The organism is Wolbachia endosymbiont strain TRS of Brugia malayi (assembly GCF_000008385.1).
Classification (GTDB): domain Bacteria; phylum Pseudomonadota; class Alphaproteobacteria; order Rickettsiales; family Anaplasmataceae; genus Wolbachia.
In genome coordinates, this window is the sequence record NC_006833.1 from 17,904 (window position 1) to 44,358 (window position 26,455).

General features: G+C 35.1%; 27 protein-coding genes, 1 tRNA gene and 2 pseudogenes. 14 read left to right on the forward strand and 16 right to left on the reverse strand.

The window, feature by feature from the left end; translation table 11 throughout:
* Positions 1 to 31: 31 nt before the first annotated feature.
* Positions 32 to 1,834, reverse strand: a complete 1,803-nt coding sequence (gene aspS / locus WBM_RS00075) for an aspartate--tRNA ligase (protein ID WP_041571526.1) — start codon at positions 1,832 to 1,834, stop codon at positions 32 to 34.
* A 198-nt stretch (positions 1,835 to 2,032) separates the two neighbouring features.
* On the opposite strand from aspS, the gene WBM_RS00080 reads away from it, so the two are divergent.
* The 3 genes and pseudogenes from WBM_RS00080 to WBM_RS06010 form a co-directional block, all read left to right on the forward strand.
* Positions 2,033 to 2,464, forward strand: coding sequence for a hypothetical protein (locus tag WBM_RS00080; protein ID WP_041571339.1), 432 nt, complete (start codon positions 2,033 to 2,035; stop codon positions 2,462 to 2,464).
* Positions 2,465 to 2,467: 3 nt separating this feature from the next.
* The gene (ccmA, locus tag WBM_RS00085) at positions 2,468 to 3,088 is read left to right on the forward strand and encodes a heme ABC exporter ATP-binding protein CcmA (protein WP_011256216.1); all 621 of its coding nucleotides are present in this window, start codon (positions 2,468 to 2,470) and stop codon (positions 3,086 to 3,088) included.
* A gap of 147 nt (positions 3,089 to 3,235) precedes the next feature.
* Positions 3,236 to 3,441 (forward strand): annotated as a pseudogene (locus WBM_RS06010) (transposase); the annotation flags it as partial.
* Between the two features lie 51 nt (positions 3,442 to 3,492).
* Here WBM_RS06010 and rodA read toward each other — a convergent pair.
* Entirely contained in the window at positions 3,493 to 4,614 is a 1,122-nt protein-coding gene (rodA, locus tag WBM_RS00090; RefSeq protein WP_011256217.1) for a rod shape-determining protein RodA, read from the reverse strand.
* A gap of 51 nt (positions 4,615 to 4,665) precedes the next feature.
* On the reverse strand, positions 4,666 to 6,129 hold the full coding sequence (locus WBM_RS00095; RefSeq protein WP_011256218.1) for a proton-conducting transporter membrane subunit: 1,464 nt from the start codon (positions 6,127 to 6,129) through the stop codon (positions 4,666 to 4,668).
* A 64-nt stretch (positions 6,130 to 6,193) separates the two neighbouring features.
* Here WBM_RS00095 and WBM_RS00100 point away from each other — a divergent pair, with 64 nt between their 5' ends.
* Positions 6,194 to 6,508, forward strand: a complete 315-nt coding sequence (locus WBM_RS00100) for an NADH-ubiquinone oxidoreductase subunit NDUFA12 family protein (protein WP_011256219.1) — start codon at positions 6,194 to 6,196, stop codon at positions 6,506 to 6,508.
* Positions 6,509 to 6,510: 2 nt separating this feature from the next.
* Positions 6,511 to 6,966, forward strand: coding sequence for an outer membrane lipid asymmetry maintenance protein MlaD (mlaD, locus tag WBM_RS00105; RefSeq protein WP_011256220.1), 456 nt, complete (start codon positions 6,511 to 6,513; stop codon positions 6,964 to 6,966).
* 159 nt (positions 6,967 to 7,125) lie between these two features.
* Here the strand turns inward: mlaD and WBM_RS05220 are convergent.
* The 6 genes and pseudogenes from WBM_RS05220 to WBM_RS06020 form a co-directional block, all read right to left on the reverse strand.
* Positions 7,126 to 7,640 (reverse strand): annotated as a pseudogene (locus tag WBM_RS05220) (phage portal protein); the annotation flags it as partial.
* A gap of 261 nt (positions 7,641 to 7,901) precedes the next feature.
* Positions 7,902 to 10,169, reverse strand: a complete 2,268-nt coding sequence (gene pnp / locus WBM_RS00110; protein WP_011256221.1) for a polyribonucleotide nucleotidyltransferase — start codon at positions 10,167 to 10,169, stop codon at positions 7,902 to 7,904.
* A gap of 14 nt (positions 10,170 to 10,183) precedes the next feature.
* Entirely contained in the window at positions 10,184 to 10,456 is a 273-nt protein-coding gene (gene rpsO / locus WBM_RS00115) for a 30S ribosomal protein S15 (protein ID WP_011256222.1), read from the reverse strand.
* A 119-nt stretch (positions 10,457 to 10,575) separates the two neighbouring features.
* Positions 10,576 to 10,731: a hypothetical protein gene (locus WBM_RS06015; protein ID WP_225416127.1), complete on the reverse strand. Its 156-nt coding sequence runs from the start codon at positions 10,729 to 10,731 to the stop codon at positions 10,576 to 10,578.
* A 69-nt stretch (positions 10,732 to 10,800) separates the two neighbouring features.
* Complete coding sequence (locus tag WBM_RS06795; RefSeq protein WP_225416128.1) at positions 10,801 to 10,965, reverse strand: hypothetical protein; 165 nt, start codon at positions 10,963 to 10,965, stop codon at positions 10,801 to 10,803.
* 271 nt (positions 10,966 to 11,236) lie between these two features.
* Positions 11,237 to 11,455, reverse strand: a complete 219-nt coding sequence (locus WBM_RS06020; protein WP_225416129.1) for a hypothetical protein — start codon at positions 11,453 to 11,455, stop codon at positions 11,237 to 11,239.
* A gap of 146 nt (positions 11,456 to 11,601) precedes the next feature.
* Between WBM_RS06020 and WBM_RS05225 the strand changes: the two genes are divergently transcribed.
* Entirely contained in the window at positions 11,602 to 12,252 is a 651-nt protein-coding gene (locus WBM_RS05225) for a hypothetical protein (RefSeq protein ID WP_083750406.1), read from the forward strand.
* Positions 12,253 to 12,836: 584 nt separating this feature from the next.
* Here the strand turns inward: WBM_RS05225 and WBM_RS00135 are convergent.
* Positions 12,837 to 13,997, reverse strand: a complete 1,161-nt coding sequence (locus WBM_RS00135) for a cysteine desulfurase family protein (protein ID WP_011256223.1) — start codon at positions 13,995 to 13,997, stop codon at positions 12,837 to 12,839.
* Positions 13,998 to 14,130: 133 nt separating this feature from the next.
* Between WBM_RS00135 and WBM_RS00140 the strand changes: the two genes are divergently transcribed.
* The gene (locus WBM_RS00140) at positions 14,131 to 14,829 is read left to right on the forward strand and encodes an alpha/beta hydrolase (RefSeq protein ID WP_011256224.1); all 699 of its coding nucleotides are present in this window, start codon (positions 14,131 to 14,133) and stop codon (positions 14,827 to 14,829) included.
* A 200-nt stretch (positions 14,830 to 15,029) separates the two neighbouring features.
* On the opposite strand, the gene WBM_RS00150 is transcribed toward WBM_RS00140, so the two are convergent.
* Complete coding sequence (locus tag WBM_RS00150; RefSeq protein ID WP_011256225.1) at positions 15,030 to 15,704, reverse strand: ABC transporter ATP-binding protein; 675 nt, start codon at positions 15,702 to 15,704, stop codon at positions 15,030 to 15,032.
* A 39-nt stretch (positions 15,705 to 15,743) separates the two neighbouring features.
* On the reverse strand, positions 15,744 to 16,193 hold the full coding sequence (locus WBM_RS00155; RefSeq protein ID WP_011256226.1) for a HesB/IscA family protein: 450 nt from the start codon (positions 16,191 to 16,193) through the stop codon (positions 15,744 to 15,746).
* 47 nt (positions 16,194 to 16,240) lie between these two features.
* On the opposite strand from WBM_RS00155, the gene WBM_RS00160 reads away from it, so the two are divergent.
* Complete coding sequence (locus WBM_RS00160) at positions 16,241 to 17,440, forward strand: deoxyguanosinetriphosphate triphosphohydrolase (protein ID WP_011256227.1); 1,200 nt, start codon at positions 16,241 to 16,243, stop codon at positions 17,438 to 17,440.
* Positions 17,440 to 18,576, forward strand: a complete 1,137-nt coding sequence (gene ribD, locus WBM_RS00165) for a bifunctional diaminohydroxyphosphoribosylaminopyrimidine deaminase/5-amino-6-(5-phosphoribosylamino)uracil reductase RibD (RefSeq protein ID WP_011256228.1) — start codon at positions 17,440 to 17,442, stop codon at positions 18,574 to 18,576. The genes WBM_RS00160 and ribD overlap by 1 nt, the downstream gene beginning before the upstream one ends.
* Positions 18,577 to 18,781: 205 nt before the next feature.
* Here ribD and WBM_RS06690 read toward each other — a convergent pair whose 3' ends face one another.
* Together WBM_RS06690 and WBM_RS05650 are read right to left on the reverse strand one after the other, a co-directional pair.
* The gene (locus tag WBM_RS06690; protein WP_255324090.1) at positions 18,782 to 18,913 is read right to left on the reverse strand and encodes a hypothetical protein; all 132 of its coding nucleotides are present in this window, start codon (positions 18,911 to 18,913) and stop codon (positions 18,782 to 18,784) included.
* A 63-nt stretch (positions 18,914 to 18,976) separates the two neighbouring features.
* Entirely contained in the window at positions 18,977 to 19,150 is a 174-nt protein-coding gene (locus tag WBM_RS05650) for a hypothetical protein (protein WP_158676315.1), read from the reverse strand.
* A gap of 542 nt (positions 19,151 to 19,692) precedes the next feature.
* Between WBM_RS05650 and WBM_RS00175 the strand changes: the two genes are divergently transcribed.
* From WBM_RS00175 to WBM_RS05655, 3 genes are all read left to right on the forward strand, one after another.
* Positions 19,693 to 20,934, forward strand: a complete 1,242-nt coding sequence (locus WBM_RS00175; RefSeq protein WP_041571528.1) for an IscS subfamily cysteine desulfurase — start codon at positions 19,693 to 19,695, stop codon at positions 20,932 to 20,934.
* Between the two features lie 374 nt (positions 20,935 to 21,308).
* Positions 21,309 to 21,557, forward strand: coding sequence for a hypothetical protein (locus WBM_RS00180; protein ID WP_011256231.1), 249 nt, complete (start codon positions 21,309 to 21,311; stop codon positions 21,555 to 21,557).
* 412 nt (positions 21,558 to 21,969) lie between these two features.
* A complete protein-coding gene (locus tag WBM_RS05655; protein ID WP_136132025.1) occupies positions 21,970 to 22,161 on the forward strand; it encodes a hypothetical protein in 192 nt (63 codons plus the stop codon).
* A gap of 181 nt (positions 22,162 to 22,342) precedes the next feature.
* Here WBM_RS05655 and WBM_RS00190 read toward each other — a convergent pair whose 3' ends face one another.
* Positions 22,343 to 23,497, reverse strand: a complete 1,155-nt coding sequence (locus WBM_RS00190; RefSeq protein ID WP_011256233.1) for a SurA N-terminal domain-containing protein — start codon at positions 23,495 to 23,497, stop codon at positions 22,343 to 22,345.
* Between the two features lie 225 nt (positions 23,498 to 23,722).
* On the opposite strand from WBM_RS00190, the gene mnmE reads away from it, so the two are divergent.
* Together mnmE and WBM_RS00200 are read left to right on the forward strand one after the other, a co-directional pair.
* Entirely contained in the window at positions 23,723 to 25,051 is a 1,329-nt protein-coding gene (gene mnmE, locus WBM_RS00195; protein WP_011256234.1) for a tRNA uridine-5-carboxymethylaminomethyl(34) synthesis GTPase MnmE, read from the forward strand.
* A 47-nt stretch (positions 25,052 to 25,098) separates the two neighbouring features.
* A tRNA-Ser gene (locus tag WBM_RS00200) sits at positions 25,099 to 25,186 on the forward strand.
* Between the two features lie 390 nt (positions 25,187 to 25,576).
* On the opposite strand, the gene WBM_RS06025 is transcribed toward WBM_RS00200, so the two are convergent.
* Positions 25,577 to 25,687, reverse strand: a complete 111-nt coding sequence (locus WBM_RS06025; RefSeq protein WP_233417512.1) for a DUF4143 domain-containing protein — start codon at positions 25,685 to 25,687, stop codon at positions 25,577 to 25,579.
* Positions 25,688 to 26,455 lie beyond the last annotated feature (768 nt).

Sequence of the window (26,455 nt, forward strand, 5' to 3'; positions counted from 1 at the left end):
TTGTTGATTGGTATACTTCGTTATGGAATTTTCATTCAACAACCTTTAAAGACAACTCACGTAAGTGCTTATTATCCACCTTAGAAGGGGCATCCATTAGAACATCTTCACCCTGCTGATTCATGGGAAAACAGGTTATCTCACGAATGTTTGGTGCATCGGCAAGCAACATAACTATTCTGTCAATTCCTGGTGCTATTCCACCATGAGGTGGTACTCCAAATCTAAATGCACGCACAAGTGCACCAAATTTCTTATTGACTTCTTCTTTATTATAGCCTGCAGTGGCAAAAGCCTTATACATGATATCCAGTTTGTTATTGCGAATTGCCCCGCTTGATAATTCTATTCCATTGCAAACAAGGTCATATTGGTAAGCAAGGATATCCAGTGGATTTTTTTCCTCTAGATCTTTCAAACCACCATGTGGCATGGAAAATGGGTTATGAAAGAAATCGATTTTTTTACTTTTATCGTCATACACGAAGTATGGAAAATCAACAACCCAACAGAACTTGAAGATATTGTTATCTATGAGGCCTAGTTCTGACCCTAAGAGAGTGCGTACTTTTCCTGCAATTGTTGCTGCTTCATTTTCTTTGTCAGAAGCAAAAAACACGCTGTCTCCAGGCTTTATGTTCGTTGCTTCTCTTATGTGATTTAGCCTATTGTCATCAAGAAATTTAGCAATCGGTCCTTTTGCAGTACCATCTTTATTAAATGTTATATATCCAAGACCTTTAGCACCAAATTCTTTTTGTGTGTGTTCTATCTTTTTATCAAAAAAACTACGAGGTTCCTCTGCTGTTTTAGGAGCAGGGATGGCTCTCACTACCATACCACGTTCGATGTTGCTCTTAAAAATATTGAATTCTGAGTCACGAAAGATTTCTGTAACATCGCTAATTAATAGTGGATTACGTAAATCTGGCTTGTCAGAGCCGTATTTAAGCATTGCCTCTTTGTAGGTAATACGTGAAAAACCTTTATCGACAGACTTGCGAGAAAATTTGGCAAACACTTTGTATAAGGTAGATTCAATAACTTGAAATACGTCCTCTTGAGTTACAAAAGACATTTCAAGATCTAGCTGGTAAAACTCTCCTGGGGAACGGTCAGCCCTTGCATCTTCATCGCGAAAACATGGTGCAATTTGAAAGTATTTATCAAACCCTGAGATCATTAATAACTGCTTAAAAATTTGCGGAGCTTGTGGCAATGCATAAAACTTACCAGGATTTAACCTACTTGGCACTAAATAGTCACGTGCTCCTTCAGGAGACGAAGCAGTAAGTATTGGAGTTTGAATTTCCAAAAATCCTTGCTCTATCATGAATTTGCGAAGCTCTGCAATGATTTGTGAGCGCAGAACGATATTGTTGCGGACTTTTTCACGCCTTAAGTCAAGAAACCGATATTTAAATCTCATATTTTCTGGGTATTCCTGATCATCTGCAATGCTTGCTAATATACTCCTTTCTTCTTTTGCTGTTTCTTCATTGTGATGAAACTCAACTTCTGACTCGATTTGTAAGTTGTTGACTGTAACTTCAATTTCTCCTGTCGAAATAGAAATGTTTATCGTATCTTCAGTTCTAGCTTTGACTATTCCTGTAACAGTAATTACGCTCTCCGGTTTTAGATCTGATATCTTACAAAAAAAATCTTTGTCGTTATTGAATACCAGCTGAGTAATTCCATAAAAGTCTCTTAAGTCAACAAAAATTAGGTTCCCATGGTCGCGTTTGCGGTACATCCATCCAGAAAGGGTAACTTCCTTTTCTACATCGTTCTTCCTTAATTCGTTGCACGTGTGGGTTTTATAATAGTTCATATCAGTGCGTCCTCCACTACGCAATTCTTAGAAGTATAAAAATAAACCTTATTGTATACAAGTCCATTCGTCGTATATTTAGGCGATTTGCGAGGTAGAGAAATACTGCTTTGTGCTGTCTTTGCTCACACAGAAGTTTGCAGAATTTCTATAATTGTGATATAATAATAAGGGTATTTTAAAATTTAAACACGGAGAATGCTATTTGTACAGATCATAATATATAGCATAACATTGCTTGCTGTAGCTGCGGTGTTTTTCTTTTTTAGAAAAATGTACAGGGATCGAATTAGAAAGATCATGTTTCCTAAGAAAGTTCTTGGAGAAGAATGGGAAGAAGGCAGGAAATTCAATAAATTATATCAAAAAGATAAGCAGAGAAAGCTAATAAAACGTCAGGGAATACTACGTGAGAGTCAAAATGGTATACAGGTTTACAAAGAGGATCCAGAAATAGTTGAAATTGCAAAGCCAATAGGTAAATGGACACAAATGGTTATGCAAGATGGTGGATTGATGCAGCGTTTGGCACAATTAATGAAAAGAGAAAGTGGTAGGAAAGGGTTTTGGGAGCTATTTGTAGAGGCTCAAGCTTCAACTCATGGTAAACATAAAGGGAAAGGCAGATAATTCATGCTCGAATGTGAAAATTTATCCTGTATTCATAATGACAAAGTGTTATTTAAAAATCTTAGTTTTAAAGCTAAGCCAAAGTCAAAGGTCTTAATTACCGGTCCAAATGGTAGTGGTAAAACCAGCTTAATTAGAAGTTTATCTGGACTATTGCCACCGGCATCAGGCAATATAAGATATTGCAAAAAAGATATATATGATGACCTAAAATCCTATATACCTTCTATGGTCTATATAGGGCATAAAAACGCCTGTAAGGATAGCTTAACTGTTGCTCAAAACATAGAATTCTGGGCAGGAATACGAAATACTAAGGAATTGATTATAGCTGCTATTTGTTGTTTGCAGTTACAGCCTGTATTTAATATTAAATATGGTGAACTTTCTGCAGGTTGGAAAAGGAGGGTTGCACTTGCTCGCCTCTTGGTTTCTGATGCAAGTGTTTGGCTAGTAGATGAACCATTTTGTAATCTTGATAGTGCAACGTGTGAATTAGTGCTAAATTTAATTTCAGTACGCTCTGAGCAAAATGGTATAGTAATTATTACAGGACACAGCTCTACAGAGCAATTGTGTAGTTTTACAACAATCGACGTGTGTAATTTCAATAGTTATAGCTGACATCCTCTCGCCATGTATATCAAGTTAATGATAACTACTCAAAGTTGTAAGTTAAAAATAAAATTGAATATTTGTGAGAAATAATTTATTATTGTTAATACTTTTTTAGTTAATTTGTTATAGCTTTTTCTAAATTCCTCGATTCAAAATGAGCATGATTTGAAAAATTTTTATTCTACATTTGTTAAATTGCCAAAATTTCCCAAAACGAAGGAAGACCAACTAGAAAGTATAGTCGAAAAGTGGGTCTACTTTTCGATTATGCAGAGGAAACCAGTAAAATGGAGTTGGAAAGAATAATAGGAAGTGATATAATAATCAAGAAAGTATATGAAGAACTAAATAAATTCAATTAGTCAGAAAAAGAATTCATATTAAAGCAGTGTATCAATTGATATTATATCTCAGACTACAGGCCTTTCTATAGATGAAATTGAAAGTTTTAGTTTTAAGTCCTTCATAGACGCTACAGAACTGAGTAGTAACCCTATACATATTGAGCTTGCAGCGGTTGTACTTCCTCCATAAGATAAGAATGGCAATGGATCTCCTATTACAGGTAAAAGGCCTATTGTCATTCCGATATTTATAAAGAAGTGAACACCGAAAAAAGCAAAAATTCCAATAGATACTAACTTAGAAAAATAGTTTTTTGACCTGTAAGCAATAGAGAATATTATAGCAAGTAATGTTGTATAGAGTACAATCAAAGTCATGCTACCTAAAAATCCCCATTCCTCGCTAAGCACTGCAAAAGCAAAATCTGTATGCTTTTCTGGCAAAAATCCAAGTTGAGTTTGACTGCCGCTAACAAAACTCTTACCAAATAGACCCCCTGAACCAATGGCTATTTGAGATTGCTGTGCATTATAACCTATTCCAAGCGGATCCACCGATGAATCCAGAAATGATAATATCCTTTGCTTGTGGTAAGAACGTAAAGAAGGCCAAATAGCTGGTATTACAAGAATGCTAATTATTCCATAAATTATTAAATGAGCTCTTTTTATTATTGCTGTGAATATAATTGATGCCCCTATGAATAACATTATCACAGCTGTGCCTAAGTTAGGTTGCTTTAATACCAAGAATACGGGTAAGAAAATAAATATCAGTGCTTTAAGCAGCCTTTGGAATTCCATCATTTTATACACACTTTGCTTATTAAAATAACGAGCAAGAGCAAGTATTAAACCAACTTTTGCAAATTCTGATGGTTGCAAACTAATTGGTCCAATTCTTATCCACCTTGTCGCTCCCATTGTGTACAAGCCAAAAAAGTTTACTACTAGCAGCGAAATCACTGCTGCTATATAAAAAAAATAAGCATGCTTCAAATAGAAATCTAGCTCTATGAATGACATAGCTATAGCTAGTAAAAAGAAGAAGGAAAATATGACTAACTGGTGAATTGCAAATGGTGCCCACTTTCCTCCAGCAGAAGAATATTGAACAACTATACCAATGCAAAACAGAGCTATTACATTAGTGACTAATAACCAGTGAATTTTCTTTAGTCTATCCACAACAAAAATCTTATGACCTTGAAGTATAGTAAAATATGAAAAAAATGAAGATTAAAAAACCAGCTTTTCAACTACTAGCCGAATTGGATTACTATATACTCCAACTACTAACGTTAAAGTTGCCATAAATAGTGGACAGAAAAGCATAGGAAATGGTACATCGGTTTTGCCCGATGTCATTTCAACGCATGATACTGCATCACTTTCAAAATACATTTTCTCAACTGCCTTCCACATGTATATCAATGCAAGGAAAGAACCGACAACAAAAACTATAAGAGAAATCCGTGCATGAGATTCAATAATTACGTTTATTATATACCACTTGCTTATAAAACCATTTGTTAAAGGTACACCGACTAGTGCTAGGCTGAGTAGAGTAAACGCAAAAGCTATATAAGGCATTGATTTCTTGAGCCCTGATAAATTCTCTATTTTTGTCGTGCCAAATTTATAAGAAATACATCCTGCAACCATAAATAAAGATGTTTTTATTATACTATGATTTATTATGTGGAGAATTGCTGCGGATAAAGCTATTTTTGAGTTTAGGCTCAGTACTAAGATTATATAACCAATTTGGCTAACACTAGAGTGAGCAAATAGTCTTCTTATATCTTTTGCAGTTATTGCAAAAATTGACCCAAATACGATAGCGCAAAGTGCAAGGATAATTATCACATTGCTCAATGGCAATTTGAGCAAGAAGAAGTTTTGATGGAAGACAGTATAAAAGATTCTAATAAAAACATATATCATCACTTTGGTCACTGTACCTGAAAAGAATATGCTAACGAAACTTGGTGCCTCACTGTATGAGTTAACTAACCACCTGCTTAGTGGAAATAGTGCCATCTTGTTTGAGAGACCAACAAAAATAAACAATGTACCAAGCTTTACGATGTTGTTATTATATAACGGCACTATTCTTTCAGCCATGTCAGACATATTGAGCGTTCCTGTCGTGGAATACAAAAGCCCGATACCAAGTAAGTAAAATGTTGCACCTATTGTTCCGCTAATCAGATATTCAAATGCTGCAACCAGGGCTTTTTTATCCTTTCCCATTGAAACTAGCACGTAGGACGAAAGAGATGAAATTTCCAGAAAAACATAGAGATTAAATATGTCGTTTGTTACTAAAATCCCAAGTAGTCCGCTTAAGCACAATAGAAACAAGGAATAAAGACCTGTGATTTTGTTTTTGCTAATCTCTTTTTCATTAATATAAAAGCTATAGAGTACACTTATCAGCGCTACAAAATTTACTAGAGTTAAAATTAAGGAATTTAACACGTCGATTCTTAACTCTATTCCGTATGGAGGAGCCCAATTTCCAAGGTGATAAGTTATAGTTTCGCCGTTGTATGTTTTTATGAGCAGCACCGATGAAATAAAAAGGGTGACTATTGTTGTAGTAAAAGAAATAAACCAAGACACTTTGTGTTTTCTAGTAAAAAAACAAAGCATCGATGCAATTATTGGTATAATAACTTGTAAAATTGGTAATTGCATTAAGTTGTTGTTAATAAGCTGTTAAAGTATTAGTATATATAATACTTTTTGTTTTAATACCCTTATGTTATCTAAAACTTGTAATGCAATAAAGCGCCTGTTACAAAAGGAAAGTAGTTTTGTAGGGAAAGATGAAAATGGAAATTCTTACTATGAATCAAGTGAAGGAAAAAGGTGGGTTATGTATAGCAATGTCTCTGAACCCACGACGGTATCACCTGAATGGCATGTATGGCTTCACTACACTGATGATGCAATGCCAGTTAATAGTAAAAAAAGAAAAATAAAGCGTATCCCCAATTTAACGGGTACAAAGGATGCATATTATCCAAACCAAAAAATAAAGAATTATTATGAAAGATGGAATCCTAATAACTGAAGATGCAAAGGTCAAACATACTTGAAATAACTGCCGGATTATTTGTATTGGTCTTTACTATTTTTCTGGCTTTCTTTGCTATAAATAAGCTGTCTGACATAAAAAAAAGCTATAAGGGTTGCTATAAAATATACGGCTTTTTTTCTAACGCCAACGGTATAGAAGTTGGTGACAGTGTCAAGATTTCTGGTGTAAATATTGGAAGTATAACTGGTATATCACTTGATAAGGCTACCTATGTGGCGCGGCTTGATATGTGCATAAGTAAAGACATAAAATTGCCAATTGATAGCTCGGCTCTAATCACTAGCAGTGGAGTTGTTGGTAGTAAGTTTGTTAATATATCGCCTGGGTCAGGCATAAAACTAATTTCAAATGGTGGTAAGATAGAGTATACCCAATCTGAAGCAAATGTAGGTGGAATAATAGATAAAATCCTTAATATGTTTTCAAAATGAAAATGACTAACTAAAGTTAGTACACTTTGCACATAGGTCTACTGAGGCCTATCTGCGTTGCTTTGGTTAAAAGTCTCTGGGTAACTGCTTGGTGTTGTTTAGCGTTTAGATTGTCAAGATTGCTGTCCAATACGTTGTTCCCATAACAGTTGACTTCCTTTAAGAGTGGTGTAAAGCCCTTAATCTATCACCACCCGGCAGTGGTGATAAGCCAAATGCTTCCCTTTTTTCGTTGAGCATCATGAAGCTTGCGTTTTCTACGTGTTTCCACAACTTTTGTCTTTTTTCTATGAGATCTCTATTACATCTTTGTCGTATGATAAGCGTAAATCCTCGCAAAATTTCAGTATTAGCCAAGAATTTAGGTGATAGACAATATTCTCTTGTGTCGGTAAAACTGTCTATTCCCAGAAGAATAGGCGGCTTCAATCAAATTGCTGTAAGTGTTATCATCTGGTATACTAAGCAGCTATGGTGGAACACCAAAAGCCAAAGCAACATCGCAAGCTGAGCTGTGTTTGGATTCAATAAATCCATATCCCTAGGTGTCAGACTCATCTCCTTCTATTTTTCAAGCCTCCTTCGAGCAATATTGATCTTCCAGCGTTTATGGAACCTGAATAATGATAGTTTATCTGTTCTTTCAGGTGTTGATACTGCTCTTGACTTAAATTTCTACTATGTGTTTTTCTTCTTTGAAAAATATTAAGACTTATGTTTTCCTCCTATTTGTTAAAAAAAATTGAATTTATTGAGAATTTGAAATTGCGGTGGAGTCAATGTAAGGTATTTAGTGTGAAGATATCATTCCAACGCATGACACTGGAATCCAGCCTATGAACATTATTTTGCTATTGCATAGTTCACAAACACTTTAATCCTAAATCCAATGCCAGTGTACTGGAACAATAGGAAACAGTGCAAAAAGTCTACTCTTAATAAAAACTTGATGATGAGTCATCATTACCAAATTTTGGTCTATTATTCCTATTACTGAAGCTAGAACGAGAATGAACAGGCCTCTTGCGGTGCCCAGATTTTCTATTAAATGGACTATTATAATAATCCCTGTCGTTTGAACTATCTTTCTTTTCTTCGTTATAAAGCTCGCCTTCAAAAAAATCACCTGTTTCTTGATCAACGCGGCGTCTTGACAGTTTTGGGCACCCACCTTTTTCAAAATCAATCACCAATGCTTTAAAAGTGTCACCCTGTTTAAGTATGCTCTCAATAGATTCTATGTGCTGATTGGCTACTTCACTTATGTGCATTTTTCCTTTTCTTCCATTGAAAAGCTCAAGTTCTACAATAGACTTATCTATTTTTACAACCTTAACATCAACTATAGCACCTTGCTCTAATTCTGTGATTGAGTCGATCATCATATTTTTTGCAATTTCAGCTTCAGCACTACTCATGGCAAATACAGAAACTTTACCATCATCTCCTATTTCAATTTTTGCATTACTTCTTTCACATACACTGCGTATATTTTTCCCTTTAGCACCAATAGCTGCAGAAATTTTATCTTTATCTATGTAAAATGATACCATTCTTGGCGCGTGACCCTTCACGTCATCACTATGTTCTGAAATCACTGAATTCATTTTTTCTAAGATATGTAATCTTCCAGCTTTTGCTTGTTCTAAAGATTTTTCAACAATTTCGAAACTTATACCGGAAATTTTCATGTCCATTTGTAGTGCCGTGATTCCTTCACTGGTTCCTGCTACTTTAAAATCCATGTCACCAAGATAATCTTCATCACCTAATATGTCGGAAAGTATTACATAATCGTTTTTATCTTTAATGAGGCCCATAGCAATTCCAGCGACAGGAGACTTTATTGGTACGCCTGTATCCATTAACGCGAGGGAAGTTCCACAAACTGTTGCCATAGAAGAAGAGCCGTCTGATTCCATGATTTCAGATACTACTCTTATTGTATAAGGAAATTCAGATTTATCAGGTAAAACAGGATGAATTGCTTTCCAAGCAAGTTTACCATGACCAATTTCTCTTCTTCCTGGTGCGCGTATGGCAGAAGCATCTCCAACGGCAAATGAAGGAAAATTATAATGTAACATAAAATGTTCACGTCTATCCCCTTCAATGTCATCTACAATTTGCTCATCTTGTGTAGTACCAAGAGCAGTAACAACCAATGCCTGAGTACTACCTCTCGTAAATAGTGCAGACCCATGAGTTCTAGATAGAATATCAACTTCAACTTCTATTTGACGTATTTCATCATACTTACGACCATCTATCCTTGTACCTTTCTCTCTAATTATTTTACGCAGTAAAGACCTTTCAAAGTTTTTTACCGCTTGTGTAATTAATTTCTCATCTTTTCCAGCTTCCTTGAGAGGATTCAATATATTATTTCTGATCGTTTCTAAAGTTTGAGCTCGCTCTTGTTTTACTGTTTGTGAATATGCTTCTTCAAAATCTTTACTGTGCTTTTCAAGATCTTGCATTATGTCTGATATGTCGATAGGAGCGAAACTATCGAATTTATTGCCAATTGTGTCAGCAAACTCTTTTATGAGCTTAATAACAGGTTGAAGGTGTTCATGGCCAAATTTTATTGCGTTCAAAATATTTTCTTCAGGGAGCTCTTTCGCCTCTGATTCAACCATCAAAATTGAACGCTCATCACCAGATAAAAACAGATCTAAACTGCTGACTTTCATCTCTTGAACAGAAGGGTTGAGTATATAGTTATTATTTCCATCACATCCAACTAAAACTCCAGCTATAATAAAGTGAAAAGGAACACCGGAGATTGCGAGAGCTGCAACAGCACCAATCAATGCTGGCACTTCAGGAGGGTTAACTGTATCATAAGTTAATAAATTGCACACTATACTGATTTCATCATGGAAACCTTCTAAAAATAGTGGTCTTATACTTCTATCTATTACTCTTGAAATCAAGGTTTCTCTATCAGATGGCTTGCCTTCTCTTTTGAAAAAGCCACCAGGAATCCTACCCATAGCATAGCTTTTTGCGATAAATTGCACATTTAAAGGCAAGAAATCAACGATTTCTTCCTTCTTTTTACGTACAACAGTTACTAAAATAGAAGTGTCACCATAATTTACAACAACTGAGCCATCAGCTTGACGTGCTATTTTTCCTGTTTCTAAAGATAAGGTACGACCACCCCATTCTATAGATTTCTTTATAATTTCAAACATACAAAATTCCTCGATTATTTTCTGATGCCTAACTTCTCTATTAATTGCTGGTAGGCCTCGTCACCAAATTTACGCTTTATGTAATTTAAGTGCTTGCGTCTTCTACCTATTAATATAAGTAAACCACGCTTAGAATGATGGTCATGCTTGTGCACCTTAAAGTGCTCAGTTAAGTTACTGATCCTCTCGGTTAAAATTGCGCATTGTACAAAAGATGAACCTGTATCGTCTTCTTTAATTGCGTAAGTGTTTATTAAATTCTTTTTCTTTTCGGATGTTATTGACATCTAAACCTCATTTCAAAATATTAAAAACACGAATAGGCTTTACACAACCATAAATAAAGCTGCGGATTACAATGGGTACATTACCCACTATTGTATAATAAATATCATAATTTTTTAAATTACGCAAGTTGTTTAATATGATTTTCTGACCTTTTCTGATTTTCTTTGCCTCTTCTTGCGGAAATTTCAATTTTAAACATTGCTTTTAAAGCTGATTCAATAGGGATGACGAAACTTTTTGTATTACTCACTATCACTCCATTACCTTCTGTCATCCCAGTGGTTGACAATATAATCCATTCTTCTTTTTTTTCTGTATTTCAGCGTCACGCGCTGGAATGATGCTAAAAAGCAAATTTTTCAATAAGTTGTTCAATTGTCACTGATTCGACTCCTCTAAAATGATATACCATAGTTCTTCTTAGTTTTGTAATGTGTCCAAAGCAATTTAATGCAATTCCAAGATCCCAAGCAATTGACCTCACATATACGCCACTACCACATATCATAAAAAATTAGCACTATTGTTTAGTGTCAGCAGAAATCAATTTTAGTTCATATATTTGCACTTAGCGGAGTTTTATATTTACTTTTTGCCCGCTCCTCTGCTAATCTATGTGTCCTTGTTCCGTTGATTTTTATTGCTGAAAATTAAGAAGGACTCTGTGTTATCTCACTAACAGAATTCTTGATTGTACTATTTATTTGATTATATTTAGGTTTTATGTTGCTAGCTTTGATGATATTACCTTTTAAATCATCTGTGGTTCTTTGCTTTCCCTATTTTATTGTGAAATTGTGTACCTTTGAATTGTAGGATAAATATGGTATAGTCTTTGTTGCTTTACCAAGAGTAATTGGCAACACACCCGAAGCTAAAGGGTTAAGTGTTCCTAAATGACCAGCTTTTTTAATTCCAAAAGTCTTTTTAACCTGGGCTATAGCTTGTGCAGAACTAATTCCTGTTGGTTTGTCAAGATTCAGCCAACCGTATGTCATATATCAATTATATACAATTGAACAATTGACGATGTAGGAAGTAGCTAGAGATATAATTATATTAAATTATTATAAATAAAGCTTGACTAGTATGTGTTTTAATATATAATTAAATTTTTGTTAATTTTAATTAGGAGGGAGTTATTATGACTGCAGAACTAAACATATGGAAAAAGGAAGACATAGCACTTATAACAAAAATGAGTATTGAAGGTACAGTTGCACTTGCATCTTTAGCGGCAGCAATAACAACAATATTAATTGCTAATAGTGTGATTGTTGGACCTGCATTTTTAATGTCTGTTGCTAGTCCTGTTGGAATTGCAGCTCTATTCATTGCAGCTATATATTTTGCTGTACAGGCTTATTCTTCATATCAGCAAATGTATAAGAGTGAAGAAGCTGAGGGAGCAGTTAAACAAGCTATAGCTGATGCAAAAATAGTGGACCAAGTTACCCAGGCTGTAAACAATGCTGTAGCTGGTGCTAATATAGCAGATCAAGTTACTCAGGCTGTAAATAAGGCTAATATAGCAAGTCAGGCTGAAATAGCAGCTCAAAAAGTAATTGAAGAAAAAACTAAAGATTTAGCTACTAAAACTGAGCTGGGTAAAAAGGCTGATGCAGCTACACTAGATGCAAAAGCTGACAAGGATTACGTTGACGCTGAATTGAATGCAAAACTGAATTCAAGTGATCTTCAAGAAAAAGTTAAAGAAGTGTTACCTACTCTCTTACAAAATCCTGAAGTTATGAGAATATTTGAAAGCAAGTTTCGAGCAAGAACAGGCGCATAAGCTAAATGGAATGGGAGGTGGAGGCATCTCTACCTCTTTCCTTCCACCTCAGCATATAAAATTCATTAAATTATTCCAAGTTTTAACTATATCTCCATCTAATGTTCACGCTTAAAGCATTAGATACTTTTTTTAAGATATAAGCTAATTTTATGTTAAAATAACGTTCTTGACTGGATTGCGGAAAGTCTGGACTCCAGCATCACGTGCTGGGTGCAGTTCATTGTACCGCGATTCATTTGTGGTATCTCTGAATTCCGCTAGCAAGCAGCGGGATGACGGTAGCCACAAAATATTTAAGAAATTTACTAAATAAAAAAAGGTAAAAAGAACCCTAGTCACTATCTATTTTCTGTATTGACGTTTTTTGAGTCTTAAACACTTTATAAGTGAGTTTCAACTTATATAGGTAAAAACCTAGGGATGTTGTGTGAAGACATAAGATGCATATAGTGCAAAAAATTAAACATAAAGTGCCAACTACGTGATACTTCGTCATTCAATCTGCACAGATTGAAGATAACTGAGTACCTTCTAGTGCTATGGGGCTGACGAGGCTATCAAGTAGTTTTTATGCCAGTCAACTACTTGCGCATATCCAAGATATTCTTTTCGTAAATATTATACCAACAATCCACTATTTTTCTTATGTCTCGTGGCTTGGTTTGCGGACCTATACTAACTCTAATTGAACACTCTGCTTGTTCTCTTGTTGCCCCCATTGCAAGCAAAACATGGGAAGGCTCAACTTTTCCAGAAGAACAGGCAGAGCCATTGCTAACAGCAATGTTATTTAAGTCAAAATTCATGAGCTGCACATCACTTTTCACTCCTGGCATGTAAATAAGGCTCGTATTTGGTAGTCTTTTAGAGTTTTTGCCAAAGATTTTGATGCCACTGGCAAGATTCAATAACTCATACTCCAATTGATCACGTAGCTCCTTTATTTCATCCATTTTTGATAGGAGATTTGAGATACTTTGCAATGCAGCAGAAAGACCTGCAATTGCAACAATATTTTCTGTGCCACCACGCAATCCTTTTTCTTGTCCACCACCTACTATGATAGGTTCTATTACGAGGTCTTTATTAAATATTAAAACTCCGCTGCCCGCTATACCGCCAAATTTGTGGGCAGATAAAGTTAGTAAGTCCATTCCTAAATCTTCCATATTAACCTTAATTTTTCCAACACTTTGAGCAGCATCAGTATGATAGATTGTCTCGAATTTATGTGCTATTTCAGCTATTTCTTTAACAGGCTGAACAACTCCAGTCTCGTTATTGGCCATCATAACCGAAACTATTACTCTATTTCCTTTAAGTTCACTTAAAATTCTTTCTAGCGCCAAAAGATCGACAATACCCCCCTGATTGACGGGTATTATATGTGGATTGCACGCAGAATTAAGAATTGAGGGATGTTCTACAGCTGAAATCACATGTTGAAAGCCTGCTATCCCTTTCATAACAAGACTATTTGCTTCAGTTGCACCAGACGTAAAAACTATTTCTTTATTACTTGGAACGCCAATAGCACTACGAATGTTATCCCTTGCATCCTGAAGAATCCTTCTTGCTTCTTGTCCCTTTCTATGTAACGATGAAGGATTTAAAACCTGTTTTGATAGGACTTCAAGTATACTCTCTTTTACACTGTCACTAACTGGAAAAGTTGCATTATAGTCAGCGTATATATAATCACTATTTTCTAAAGAAAATAGATTCAAATGTTCATTTGCCACTTAATTAGCCTACTATTAACTATATATTAGCTTTAACACGGTAAAAAGCTTGTTGCAAAAACAGTAAAATTAATACATAATTAATATATGCACAATTTATATATCTGTTAACAGGTTTTCATTAGGAGCTGCCGTGGTAGAAGTTTTTTTAAATAATGCAACAAAAAAAATAGAAGGTGAGTACCACCAGAGCAAAGAGACCAACGCACCAGTTGTGTTAATTTTACATCATCACCCTCAATATGGTGGCAGTATGGATAGTAAAATGATACATAGTATATACACATCTTTTATAGATAACAATTTTTCTGCATTGAAAATTAACTTCCGTGGTGTTGGAAAATCCACTGGAACTTTCGATAAGGGTATAGGGGAGTTAACTGACGCCGCAATAGCCATTGATTGGCTTCAAGAACACAACCCTAGTAATGTTCCAATTTGGATCGTTGGTTTTTCCTTTGGAGCATGGGTAGCTATGCAATTGACAATGCGCAGACCTGAGATAGTAGGCTTTATTGCTCTTTCCCTTCCAGCAACAAAGTATGATTTCTCTTTTCTCTCCCCCTGTCCGGTTCCTGGGCTTATCATACAAAGCAGTAATGACACAATTTCAGAAGAAAGTGATGTAACAGAATTAGCAAACAGGCTGATAAACTCAGTAAAAAGCGATCACATGGAGTACCACATTATAGGCGACACTAACCACTTCTTAAGAGATAAAGAAGAGGAGGTGACTCAAATTATAGACAATTATGTAAAATTGCGCTTGAATAGTGCAGCTATCTCTTCTCAAATGGTTAAAAAAGAGATAAGAATAAAAGAGTACGCTTAATCGGAGAAAGGTTTGATTATGTTTAAGAAATTATTGTTATGTGTTTTAGTTACTTTTGCCCTACAAGGGGGTTGTCCTAAGCCACGCAAGTTAAAAAGCCCATGTATAAAAGGCAATGAAAGCACTTCGTGCAAATTATACTCTGTCAATGATCACTGGCTGGGTAAGCACAAGTTAGTAGCTAAATAGATTCTACCTATTTATAATTTCACTAACGATCCATCTTTTAATTGTAGAATATAGTCTGCCTTTTCTGCAAGAAGATGGCTATGTGTTACTATAAGCATAGAGCTATTATTTTCCTTTACGTACGAATACAATAGTAAAAACACATTCAAAGAATTTGTTGGATCCAAATTTCCTGTAGGTTCATCCGCAAGTAAAAGTCTTGGAGAATTCACGATGCTTCTTGCAATTGCAACTCTTTGCCTTTCTCCGCCAGAAATCTCAGATATCATACTGCTTGCTTTGTTTTCCAGCCCAAATTTCTCTAACACTGCTTGTGCATTGTTTATTGCTTCAGCTTTGCCTTTTCTTGCAATTAGTTGAGGAAGAATAACATTCTCCAACACCGATAACTCTTGTAACAAATAGTGAAATTGATAAACAAAGCTAAGAAAACTCCTTCTCATGTGGGTTTTGTGCTTATTACTGGCTTGTGTGCAATTTACTCCATCTATTGTAACTATTCCTGAAGTTGGCTTATCTAATAAGCCTGCAATTTGCAATATAGTTGTTTTTCCTGACCCTGAACTGCCAATTAATGCAACTACTTGTCCTTTTGCAACACTTAGATTGATACCTTTTATAATAGCAGAATTTCTTTTGAAGCTCTTACTTATAGAAGTTAGCTCGAGTGCTATATTACCACCCATGTTAAAAAAACTCAAGAGGCACTCAAACTCTGGTAATAATTAAACTGAGAAGCTATTACCACATCCACACTGAGACTTAGCAAGAGCATTCTTTACTTGAAAACCAGAACCACTTAAGTTTTCAGTATAATCTATAATTGAGTTATTTAAAAATTTTACCGAACAATTATCAACCATTAATACAGGATTTCCATCTTTATCATTAATTACTATATCTTTGCTTTTTCTACTAAAGCTAGAGCGGCTTCTATAGTCCTCACTTTCATCATCATCATCATCTTCGTCATCAAATTCATCATCATCATCATCGTCACTCAAAGATAGGTTTTTATCTATTTGATCCATAAGAAAATTGTACTTGAAGCCAGAACATCCACCACCTGAAACTGCAACTCGCAAAATAGAACTCTTATCTTCTTCCTGCTCTACAAGAGAGTGGATTTTCTTTAATGCACTGTCAGTTAAGTTAATATTGTAATCTGTTGACATAGTCACCACCTTTTATTATTGATAACTTATTATAGTAAAAATTTTACATGTCAAACAATAATTTTCTATTAAGTTACGCGTGCTTTCCAAACAAAACAAGGGGAAGATACTTTAAAGAGCAAGAAGATGAAAACCGCAGCTGTTTTCAGCGTGATAGAGATCGCATTATTCATTCTAATGCATTTAGAAAATTGGAATACAAAACACAAGTTTTCATTAATTATGAGCACGACTACTATCGCACTCGGCTTACCCATAGCCTTGAAGTTGCACAAATTGCAAGATCTATCGCACGTAGGCTTGGCTTAGATGAGGATATTACTGAATGCATAGCGCTCGCACACGATCTCGGTCACCCTCCATTTGGCCATACAGGCGAAAACGCTCTAAAGAGAGCAGTTCAAGATCTGAATCTTGATAACGAGAAATATGAATTTGACCATAATGTTCAGGCTATAAGGATTCTAACTTATCTTGAACAAAAACATGCTGATTTTGATGGCATGAATTTAAGTTGGGAAGTGGTTGAAGGAGTTGCAAAGCATAATGGTCCCTTGCTTGGTCGAAATGCAGTATCTTACACAAATAATCAACTATTACTAGAATATAATGAAAAATATAATCTAAAACTTGAAGAATTTTCAAGCATTGAAGCACAAGTTGCCTCAATTGCTGATGATATTGCTTACAGTGTTCATGACCTTGATGATGAATTGAGAGCGAATTTAGTAACTATTGAAGATTTGCTTAATATTCCTTTAATTGGAAAAACGTTTAAAGACGTAGAAAGTAGATATTCAGAATTACCTCAGAACAAACTTATACATGAATCATTGAGTAGGACCATAGGAATGATGATAAGTGATGTTGTTTCTCAGACGGAAAAAAATATTGAAGATTACAAAATAAAAAGTGTAGAAGACGTAAGAAGTCTAAATAAAATGCTAGTCACATTTTCACCAGAAGTTGCAAATGCCACGAAAGAAGTGAAGAAATTCAACATGGAAAAAATATATAGAAGTTACAAACTTAACAGAACAATGAACAAAGCAAAACGTATAGTAGAAGAACTTTTTCAATGTTTTTATGAAAATCCAAGGTTATTGCCCATAGAGTGGAACAAGCTCGCTCATAAATTCCAGCGTTCGGTAGTAATATGCGACTATATCTCGGGTATGACAGATAGATTTGCTATACACGAGCACAGAAGAATTTTTGATACCTCATACGAAATGACTTCTTTCTAATGATTGACAACCATTTCATGTCAATTGCATTAAGTCTTGCAGAAAAAACTCTAGGGAATGTTGCGCCAAACCCTGCTGTCGGGTGTATCATTGTAAAAGATGGAGTAGTAGTTGGTGAGGGCCATACAGGAATCGGTGGGCGCCCACATGCAGAAGTAGCCGCTTTGCAAAGCGCTAAAGGTTCAACCCATGGTGCAACTATGTATGTCACTCTTGAGCCATGCTGCCATTATGGGGTTACAGAACCCTGCATTATAGAAATAATAAGATCAGGAATAAAAAAGGTAGTAGTTGCAGCAATTGACCCTGATAAAAGAGTTTCAGGTGGCGGTATTAAAGCTTTAGAAGAAGCAGGAATTACAGTGGAACAAGGGATTATGCAAGAGGAAGCAGAAAAACTGAATATCGGCTTTTTCACTACCAGGAAATTACATAGACCATTTATAGCTTGCAAAATCGCAACAACTCTTGATGGAAAAATCGCAACATTTAAAGGTGATAGCAAATGGATAACAAGTGGAAGCACAAGAAATTGGGTACACGAGCTCAGAGCAAAATATGATGCAATTATGATTGGCAGTAATACTCTCATTAATGATGATCCACTCTTAACTTGCAGATTACCAGGACTTGAAAGCAGATCACCAATAAGACTAATTATAGACAGCCAGGAAAAATTGAAGGAAAAGCATAATGTTGTAAAGACTGCAGATAAAGTAACAACTTGGGTAATAATAAATAAAAAAATAGAGAAAAAAATAAAAAATATTAACTATCTAATAGTCAACTCAAATGATAAACCTATTCCAGCTTCACATACTGGAATGACATCGAATCAAGGGGAATATAGTACAGATAAAGTTTGCCTAAAAGACATGGCATTAAAACTTGTTTCAGAGATTGGCATAACAAGGTTACTAGTCGAAGGTGGAAGAGTATTAACCACAGAGTTATTAAAGCATGATTTAATCGACAGATTGATAATCTGCCGTAGTGGTAAAATTCTAGGCAATGACGCCATTCCTTTTATAGGAAATTTAGAAATTCAATCCATTAACAACTGCTACCAATTCAAGAAAGCCGAGATAATAGACTTTGATGAGGATATAGTTGAAGTTTGGGACAAATTACAGTAGTTTTTATATTCTTGAATAAAAGAAAGAGGTAAAAAATCTACCTCTAGTTAGTGGATTATTGACTTCCAACTAAAACTATAGGAGACTAGAGCTTATTATCAACACTCAGGCTATCTAGTTTTGTTTGTATAGTCTCAATCTTCTCATCAACGTAAGTCGTGTCAGCTTTTGTGCCTGGTACATTTGTTAGTTGAGTGTTAGTAACCTAAACCCCTAGTTTTTGTTTCAACTGCTTTTTTAGTTGCTTCAGCCCTTCTAGCTGCGTTTTCACTATTTCTTTAACTTCCTCAGCATTCCTAGATGTCTTGGCTTCACTTATTTCTTCATTTTTATGCATTTGCTGATATGAAAAAATATGTGGCAATGACAGATAGAACTGCAACTCCAACAAGATTGACAATTATGCTAATAAGCACCAAAGGCTTGGTACAACAATTACATTAGTCGCAATTAATACTGTTGTTATTGCTACTGCTAAAGATGCAAGTGCAATCATGTATTCAATACCTGTTTTCATTATATGTACGGTGTTTTTCCCTCTCCATATGCTTAGCTTATTTCCATTACCTGGCATAATAACTTTCCCCTAATAAAGTTAATAATAAATTTGGCGTACACGATCAAGTTATTTTTTTAGGCATAATTTCGAGCTGAAAACCTGCTTTTTAACTGCCAACAACTGTATGCAGCTAGCTAAATTCGATAAACCAACAGCTGACCAGGTAAATTAAATAAAGATTTTTAGAATTATGGCCTTGGCCTACAATTTTATAAACATCGTAATTTAAAAACAGGGAAAGCAGAACTAAAAAACTACTTGACAAACTTTACAGCCCACTTATTATAATAGTGGGATTATTTTATAACTTTCCAATCTGTGCGGATAAAAATGACAAGAAGATCTTGTATTTAGTGTACTATTGTTTAGTTTTATTATGAAGCCAAATGCACAACTTGTAGACTAGGAACCAGGTGTTCCTTCCTCATCATCCCTCTGGTAACGACGTTCGTGCACTGGATTTTGTACTTGAGACAATTATATCTTGAAAAAATTAAGTTTTAGTGCTACGAAAAACTGTAACTTCTATGCTCAAAACTTTTATACTGATTATGAATATGGAAAATGAGAAAGCACATATTACTAAAGTAAAATTACCGATATTTCTTGATTATCAATCTACTACTAAAGTAGATCCTCGTGTTCTAGAGATGATGATACCTTATTTTAGTGAGTTCAGTAATGCGCACTCTCGTAGCCATTCGTTTGGCTGGGCTGCTGAGGAAGTAGTGGAGAAGGCAAGGAGGCACATTGCCGATCTAGTAAATGCAGATAGCAAGGAAATTATTTTTACCTCAGGTGCGACCGAGTCAAATAACATGGCGATCAAGGGCGTTGCTCACTTTTATAAAAATAAAGGAGATCATATAATAACTGTTTGCACGGAGCATAAGTGCGTTCTGGATTCTTGTCGGCATCTGGAAAATGAAGGCTTTAAGGTTACATATTTGCCTGTTAAGCGAAATGGAATTATAGATTTATCTAAGCTTGAGGAGGCAATAACTGATAGAACAATTCTGGTTTCAGTGATGATGGTAAATAATGAAATCGGAGTAATTCAACCTGTAAAAGAAATTGGTGCAATATGCAGGAGACATAACGTATTTTTTCACACAGATGCTGCTCAAAGTTTTGGAAAAGTTCCAGTAGATGTAAATGGAATGAACATTGATCTCATGAGTCTTACTAGTCACAAAGTTTATGGACCTATGGGAATAGGTGCGTTATATGTTCGTAGAAAAAGTCCTCGTGTTAGGCTAACACCATTGATTAGTGGTGGGGGACAGGAAAGGGGTATGCGTTCTGGAACAGTTCCAACTCCTCTTGCAGTTGGTTTTGGTGAAGCAGCACGTATTGCTAAAGAAGAAATGAAAAAGGAGGCAAGCAAATTAGAAGAATTGAGGGATATTTTGTACAATAAGATAAAAGAAGCGTTTCCTGATGTTGTTTTAAATGGTGATTATAATAATAGAATTCCAGGCAATCTAAACTTAAGTTTTCCCTATGTTGAAGGTGAGTCTCTCATCATGGCAATCAAGGATTTGGCAGTAAGTTCTGGTTCTGCATGCACATCTGCATCTCTTGAGCCTTCCTATGTTATACGATCACTAAACAGTGGCTATGACCTTGAGCATTCATCAATTAGATTTGGCCTTGGCCGGTTTACGACTAAAGACGAAATTTTATATGCGGCAGATCTTATTGCTAAAAATGTAGGGCGGCTAAGAGAAATGAGCCCACTTTGGGAAATGGTACAAGAAGGGATAGATTTAAACACTGTAAAATGGGACTCTCATTAAATTTTGTGGTGGGTACCCATTCAGTCAGGTGGACAAGAAAAGGTAAGCTATATTGTAATAGTAATCTTTTACATGCATATAAATAACCTTTCTGAAAAAGTTTTATGAGATTAGCTATTTTTTTAATATTTTCTTATTGAGCACAAATTGTGTTATTGCAAAAGATGAGATATAGCCTGGCTTACAAATAAAAGATAAATATAGGTGTTACCTGTAGAATAACCCAAGTAAAGAGTCTTCTCAAGGTTATTATAGAACTAATCCCATTACACGAAAGCTGTGATCTAGTTACTGGTAGTGATGGTGTATTATATTACCCAGGATGGGAGGATAAAAAACTGGATTTATCTGATAGTTATAAAACAATTGGTAGGGTGGGTGCTGCTTGCAGAGGCTATTGTCGTAAAATTTACTTAGCAATAGATAATGTACTATATGCAATAAATGAAACTATGGTTATGTGGAAAAAAGAGTTAAAGTCTTTGGTGAAAGGAAACCCTACAATTTTTAATGATAAACTGGCAATTTCAACTTTAGATGACTGTTTGTACATGCTGGATATGAGAATGATAGTACAATCTGGTCCTATCATAAGCCCTGTCATAATGATAGTAACCAAATGACAAGGTCAGATTATGTATTTCCTGTGGTTATACACGATAAGCTAATAGTTCTATTTTCAAATTGGAGAGTTAGTAGCTTTTTTGACAAAGATAGGAAAAGTTGTGGTTTTATAAGTTACCTTCTACTAATATTTTAGACACTCAACTTACAGATGTTACAACTGCTCCAGTAGTAAAGCTTAACATATTAATAATAACAAGTAACTCTACTGTTGTTCCAGTTGACGTAGAATTAGGAAATCTTTTGTGTTTACAGGTCATGCAAGCAAGAAATATCAGTGATGGGATTATGTGGGGCTACACCGGAGCGGTTATCCTACATGTCATATAAGGATATTAATAGTAACGAATTTTTTATGATAAATACAAAAAATGAGATTATGAAAATCGTATTTACTAGTAGTCAGGTAATTTGGGATACTACTTAGTGGTGAATGATGAACTAAATAATAAACTAAGAAATGCGTATTATGTTAGTCCAGTAATAGAAAATGGAAAGTTATTTATTATGAGTAATAAAGAAATCATGTTTCTATTAGGTCAAGGGCCTGGCGTGATGAAGGAAGTAATCAGCATTCCTAAGGTGTGTACCATCCTTCTGTAACTCGATTCTTGTAGTTGGAGACTACTGCTTTGCGACTGAGAAAAAAAGCTGTGTATAGATGTATTGATTTAAGTATCAGCAGATGAAATATCGCAGGTGATAAGAGGATGTTTTGTCGGTATAGCTAGTACAATCCTACACTGTGTCGCTAACAGATATCATAAGTTACTTTAGTTATGTCTTAACTGTATTGATAACTGACAGCTGCATTTTTGCGCAAGTTATCCAATAGCAAGTTGCTTTGTGTCATAATCTTTTGTTGATATATTTGCTGTTTAGTTGCTTCTGCGTCTACCACATTATTCTTGATATCACACAACATCATTAACCTTGCAGTACTATTTTCTCTGGATTCTATTATTTCATTTACACTTGTTTTGCTAAATAAAGCCTGTAAATCAGGGTTTAAATCCCGCATCTTTATTTCAAATTCTTTTGCGTTTGGCAAATTAAAGTTATCTGCCAATTCATCAAAGTTTAAGCAGTTAACTTTTTGTTCCTTGAGATTGTCTAATAGACTTTCTGAGTCTTTAACCACAATCTGTTTTAATTTTAGAGTGCTTTCCAGCATTGCATGATCAAGTTGTACTTTATCTATTACTTTTACGATAGAGTAATCTTCACTGGAACTGACTGGACCTGCTATGTCGCCGGTTTTTAATCCTTCTAAAATGCTCTTGAGGTTGCCTTTTAGTTGGTTTAAATTAACAGTTACTTTACGCATCTTTATTGGAGCTTCTGGAATGAAGTCGTTATTATTATTGCGTAATTTTTCTACTAAATCTTCAGCTATACCGTAAACATCTGCATCTTTCTGATTGGGAATTATAAACTCTTGGAATGTGATAAGATAATCCGGCTTTTCTATTTGTCCTTTTGCGTTGTTTACTTCCTTGTCGCTTATGTTAATAAATGGCACAATTCTTACTTCAATAATTTTGTCCCACAAAAGCTGACATTCTATTTGCCTCTTTAAAATGTTAAGGCCTATATTGTGCTCTTTTGCGTATTGATCAACTTCATTGTCCTTAAGTTTAAAGCTTTGAGTTAGGAATAACACGACAGCATTGCTTAACTCTTCATCACTTAATTTTATGTTTAATCTTTGTGCTTCGTTGATAATGATAATTTCGTCTATTAGCTGCTTTAAAATTTGAAGCTTTAGTTCATTTTTATCAATACTCTGGGTGCCAAACAATGAATGTGTCAAATTAATGCGTTTTTCAATATCTAGATTTGAGATTGGCTCGCCATTTACATCTGCAATAATTTCAATCTCGACTGCAAGCAACTTGATTGGCAATATTATCAATAATAAAATTAGTATTTTATGCATAAGCAAGGCTATTTAGTTCATAATCAATTCTATAATAAATATTAAGTTAATGCTAGCCAATAGGTGACCTTTAAAGATTTTTGTGGAATAGATATATTTGATTTCCTAATATAGTATTATTATTTTACTATAAATTAACAAAGTAAATAAAAATTTTTAACATTTTCAGATTAGGTATTTTGGTCCCTTAGGTGTAACATTGTTGAGAGATAAACTAGTTTATATATGATGAACACGGATGAAACTATTTTTGCCTTATCAACCGTATTTGGTAAGTCAGGAGTTGCAGTAATTAGGATTTCAGGTAATCATGCACTTAAAGCTTTAAATCACTTTCATGTTAATAAAGATATGAAACCAAGGTTTGCTACTTTGGTTGATCTGTATGATAGTTCCGATCAGTTGATTGATAATGGAATAGCAATTTATTTTCCTGCTCCAAACAGCTTCACTGGCGAAGATGTTATAGAATTACAAGTGCACGGAGGAAAAGCAGTCATAAAGATCGTTTTGGAGGAATTGTCAAGAATCTTTGTCATGGCTAAGCCTGGGGAATTCTTACTTAGGGCTTTTCTGAATGGCAAGTTTGACTTAACGCAGATAGAAGGGATTGCAGATTTAATCGATGCTGAAACAAAGATGCAAGCTAAACAAGCAATTAAGCAGATGTCAGGAGAATTGGAAAAGCTATACAGTAGTTGGAGGCAGAGATTAATAGCAGTGCAGTCCAAAATTGAAGCATATATAGACTTTCCAGAGGATGTTGCAACAGAAAAAAACGAACTGGAAAAAATCAATGATGAAGTGCAAACTCTTGTGCAGTCAATACAAGAGCATTTGAATGATAATAGGCGGGGCGAAAGATTGCGTGAGGGTTTGCATATTGTAATAACTGGTGAGCCAAATGTTGGTAAATCAACACTATTTAATTTCTTGGCCAGGCGCGATATTGCTATTGTTTCTGAATATGTAGGCACAACAAGGGACATACTTGAAGCTCATATTGACATTGGCGGATACCCAATCATTCTTTCTGATACTGCTGGAATTCGTGAGAGTTCAGATCCGGTGGAATCAGAAGGTATAAGTCGAGCAAAAAAGAGGTCTTGTGAAGCTGATTTGAGAATAGAGCTATTTCCTTTTGAGCAGCGTTATAACATCAATTGCAATGTTATAAGTAGTAACACTATTTACGTGTTGAGCAAAGCTGACGATGTTATCAATGATCACGATATAAAAATTAGCGACATAGATTTTTTACCTGTTTCTATTTTAAAAGGAATAGGCACAGAGAAACTAGTCTCTGTGATTAAAGAAAAAGTAGAGGAAAAATTTGTCTATGATAGAGATGTTCCTGTAATTACCCGGCAAAGGCATAGGAATTGCATGCAGAAAGCTATAGAACATTTACGACGTTTTAATATGAACAATCCAATTGAGTTGGTATCTGAAGACTTAAGGCTTGCCGCATCTGAACTTGGTGTAGTAACCGGGATTATTAATGTTGAAGAAGTATTGGATGATATATTCAATAACTTCTGTGTAGGCAAGTGAAACTTTTATGGATTGCTTGAAGTCGAATATTGTGATAAAAAAGAAGTGGACGGATGGCCGAGCGGTTTAAGGCACCAGTCTTGAAAACTGACGTACGTGATGAGCGTACCATGGGTTCGAATCCCATTCCGTCCGCGTGCCACGTATAGTATGCTTTAAGCAAGCATTGTTAGCCTGTTTTTCCCATTTAAACGTATACGCTTAGTTTTATTGCAATGATTTAAAGATCTTCCGGAATATCCGATCTATTTCATTTATTGGCACAAGTTTAACTTTCGCATGTGAGCCATTCTGCTGACCTATATAAGATTAAATACCCCTTAGCTATTTGGGAAAGTTTGCGGAAATATTGTGCATTTTTAATAAAATTGCTCTAAAACATGAACCTAGCCTTAGTTTTAATAGCATAAATGTTACTATCCCAATCTGCTAATAAATCTACCTTATGTCCAGTTCAGTTACGCCAAAAGTATAGATTAGCAGGCAACCCCTGATTGAGACGCCTCTTAAAAATCTCCAAAACAGTCAAGTTTTCAAACAGAGCTCTTTAAGATAGTGTGTTTCTAATTGACTCTCCTTTTCAAAGTTGAGGAGTGTACAGATAAGGCTGGTGTCATAAAAGTATAATTTTGACATCTTGATTAGGCGATTGCTGAAACTTTGATGGAATGGCTGAAGAAAAAATATTAATTAGCTTCCAAGACATTCAGCCACTGTCATAAGGTTGTATGAGAAATACCACAGTCTTGGGCAAGGGATGATAGATTAAGAATCTGACCTACTCGCCTGCACACAATTTGAGGAAAGTTTGGAGTCTACCAATATTTTCAATATTTTTAAGTTGTCGAACATTTTGCTCAATGTAAATTTGGGTGTAACTGGGATAAAAATCTAATGGATACATGTTAAAACTATGTAACCTAAGATGCCCCCTTAAAAATAGCTGAGTTAATGTTTATTGGCATACCAAGCTCAGATAAGCTCAAAAGGTAATAGTGTTGTTATGTCTATGCGCCCTGGGAAAAGATCGGGAAACGTGATGACTAGAAACAAGTTTTTGAGGACCTGTTAATACATATCGACCTTTTACAGGAAACTTGTCAACTATTTCTGAAGGTACGATAATAGCTCAGGAACATGCTTTACTTTGCCAAAACAGCACCCTGCTATAATTAGCTAAAAACGCCCTAGGATCATTTTGCGCCTAAAAACTGATATCGATATTTTCTAAAGATATGTATGGCAGGTGCTTAAACAATATTTTAGTGATAGTTATTTTACCATACTGTCTTGGTCCTATAATACTTAAAATAGAATGAAGCTTGAAAAACCTTTCTGAAACTGAAATTATAGCACGCAAATATATAAATTGAATTTTATAGTTTCAATATGCAAATGTACTAT

Bases quoted from the DNA above. Each gene is read 5' to 3' on its own strand.
- ccmA (WP_011256216.1), top strand. From the start codon at position 2,468: ATGCTCGAATGTGAAAATTTATCCTGTATTCATAATGACAAAGTGTTA.
- mnmE (WP_011256234.1), top strand. From the start codon at position 23,723: ATGATGAACACGGATGAAACTATTTTTGCCTTATCAACCGTATTTGGT.
- WBM_RS06025 (WP_233417512.1), bottom strand. From the start codon at position 25,687: ATGTCAAAATTATACTTTTATGACACCAGCCTTATCTGTACACTCCTC.
- WBM_RS05225 (WP_083750406.1), top strand. From the start codon at position 11,602: ATGACTGCAGAACTAAACATATGGAAAAAGGAAGACATAGCACTTATA.
- pnp (WP_011256221.1), bottom strand. From the start codon at position 10,169: ATGTTTGAAATTATAAAGAAATCTATAGAATGGGGTGGTCGTACCTTA.
- WBM_RS00160 (WP_011256227.1), top strand. From the start codon at position 16,241: ATGTCAAACAATAATTTTCTATTAAGTTACGCGTGCTTTCCAAACAAA.
- WBM_RS06690 (WP_255324090.1), bottom strand. From the start codon at position 18,913: ATGCATAAAAATGAAGAAATAAGTGAAGCCAAGACATCTAGGAATGCT.
- mlaD (WP_011256220.1), top strand. From the start codon at position 6,511: ATGCAAAGGTCAAACATACTTGAAATAACTGCCGGATTATTTGTATTG.
- WBM_RS00080 (WP_041571339.1), top strand. From the start codon at position 2,033: ATGCTATTTGTACAGATCATAATATATAGCATAACATTGCTTGCTGTA.
- WBM_RS00095 (WP_011256218.1), bottom strand. From the start codon at position 6,129: ATGCAATTACCAATTTTACAAGTTATTATACCAATAATTGCATCGATG.
- WBM_RS06020 (WP_225416129.1), bottom strand. From the start codon at position 11,455: ATGACATACGGTTGGCTGAATCTTGACAAACCAACAGGAATTAGTTCT.
- WBM_RS00175 (WP_041571528.1), top strand. From the start codon at position 19,693: ATGGAAAATGAGAAAGCACATATTACTAAAGTAAAATTACCGATATTT.
- WBM_RS00100 (WP_011256219.1), top strand. From the start codon at position 6,194: ATGTTATCTAAAACTTGTAATGCAATAAAGCGCCTGTTACAAAAGGAA.
- ribD (WP_011256228.1), top strand. From the start codon at position 17,440: ATGATTGACAACCATTTCATGTCAATTGCATTAAGTCTTGCAGAAAAA.
- WBM_RS00190 (WP_011256233.1), bottom strand. From the start codon at position 23,497: ATGCATAAAATACTAATTTTATTATTGATAATATTGCCAATCAAGTTG.
- WBM_RS06015 (WP_225416127.1), bottom strand. From the start codon at position 10,731: ATGACAGAAGGTAATGGAGTGATAGTGAGTAATACAAAAAGTTTCGTC.
- WBM_RS00155 (WP_011256226.1), bottom strand. From the start codon at position 16,193: ATGTCAACAGATTACAATATTAACTTAACTGACAGTGCATTAAAGAAA.
- WBM_RS05650 (WP_158676315.1), bottom strand. From the start codon at position 19,150: ATGCCAGGTAATGGAAATAAGCTAAGCATATGGAGAGGGAAAAACACC.
- rpsO (WP_011256222.1), bottom strand. From the start codon at position 10,456: ATGTCAATAACATCCGAAAAGAAAAAGAATTTAATAAACACTTACGCA.
- WBM_RS00150 (WP_011256225.1), bottom strand. From the start codon at position 15,704: ATGGGTGGTAATATAGCACTCGAGCTAACTTCTATAAGTAAGAGCTTC.
- WBM_RS06795 (WP_225416128.1), bottom strand. From the start codon at position 10,965: ATGATATGTGGTAGTGGCGTATATGTGAGGTCAATTGCTTGGGATCTT.
- aspS (WP_041571526.1), bottom strand. From the start codon at position 1,834: ATGAACTATTATAAAACCCACACGTGCAACGAATTAAGGAAGAACGAT.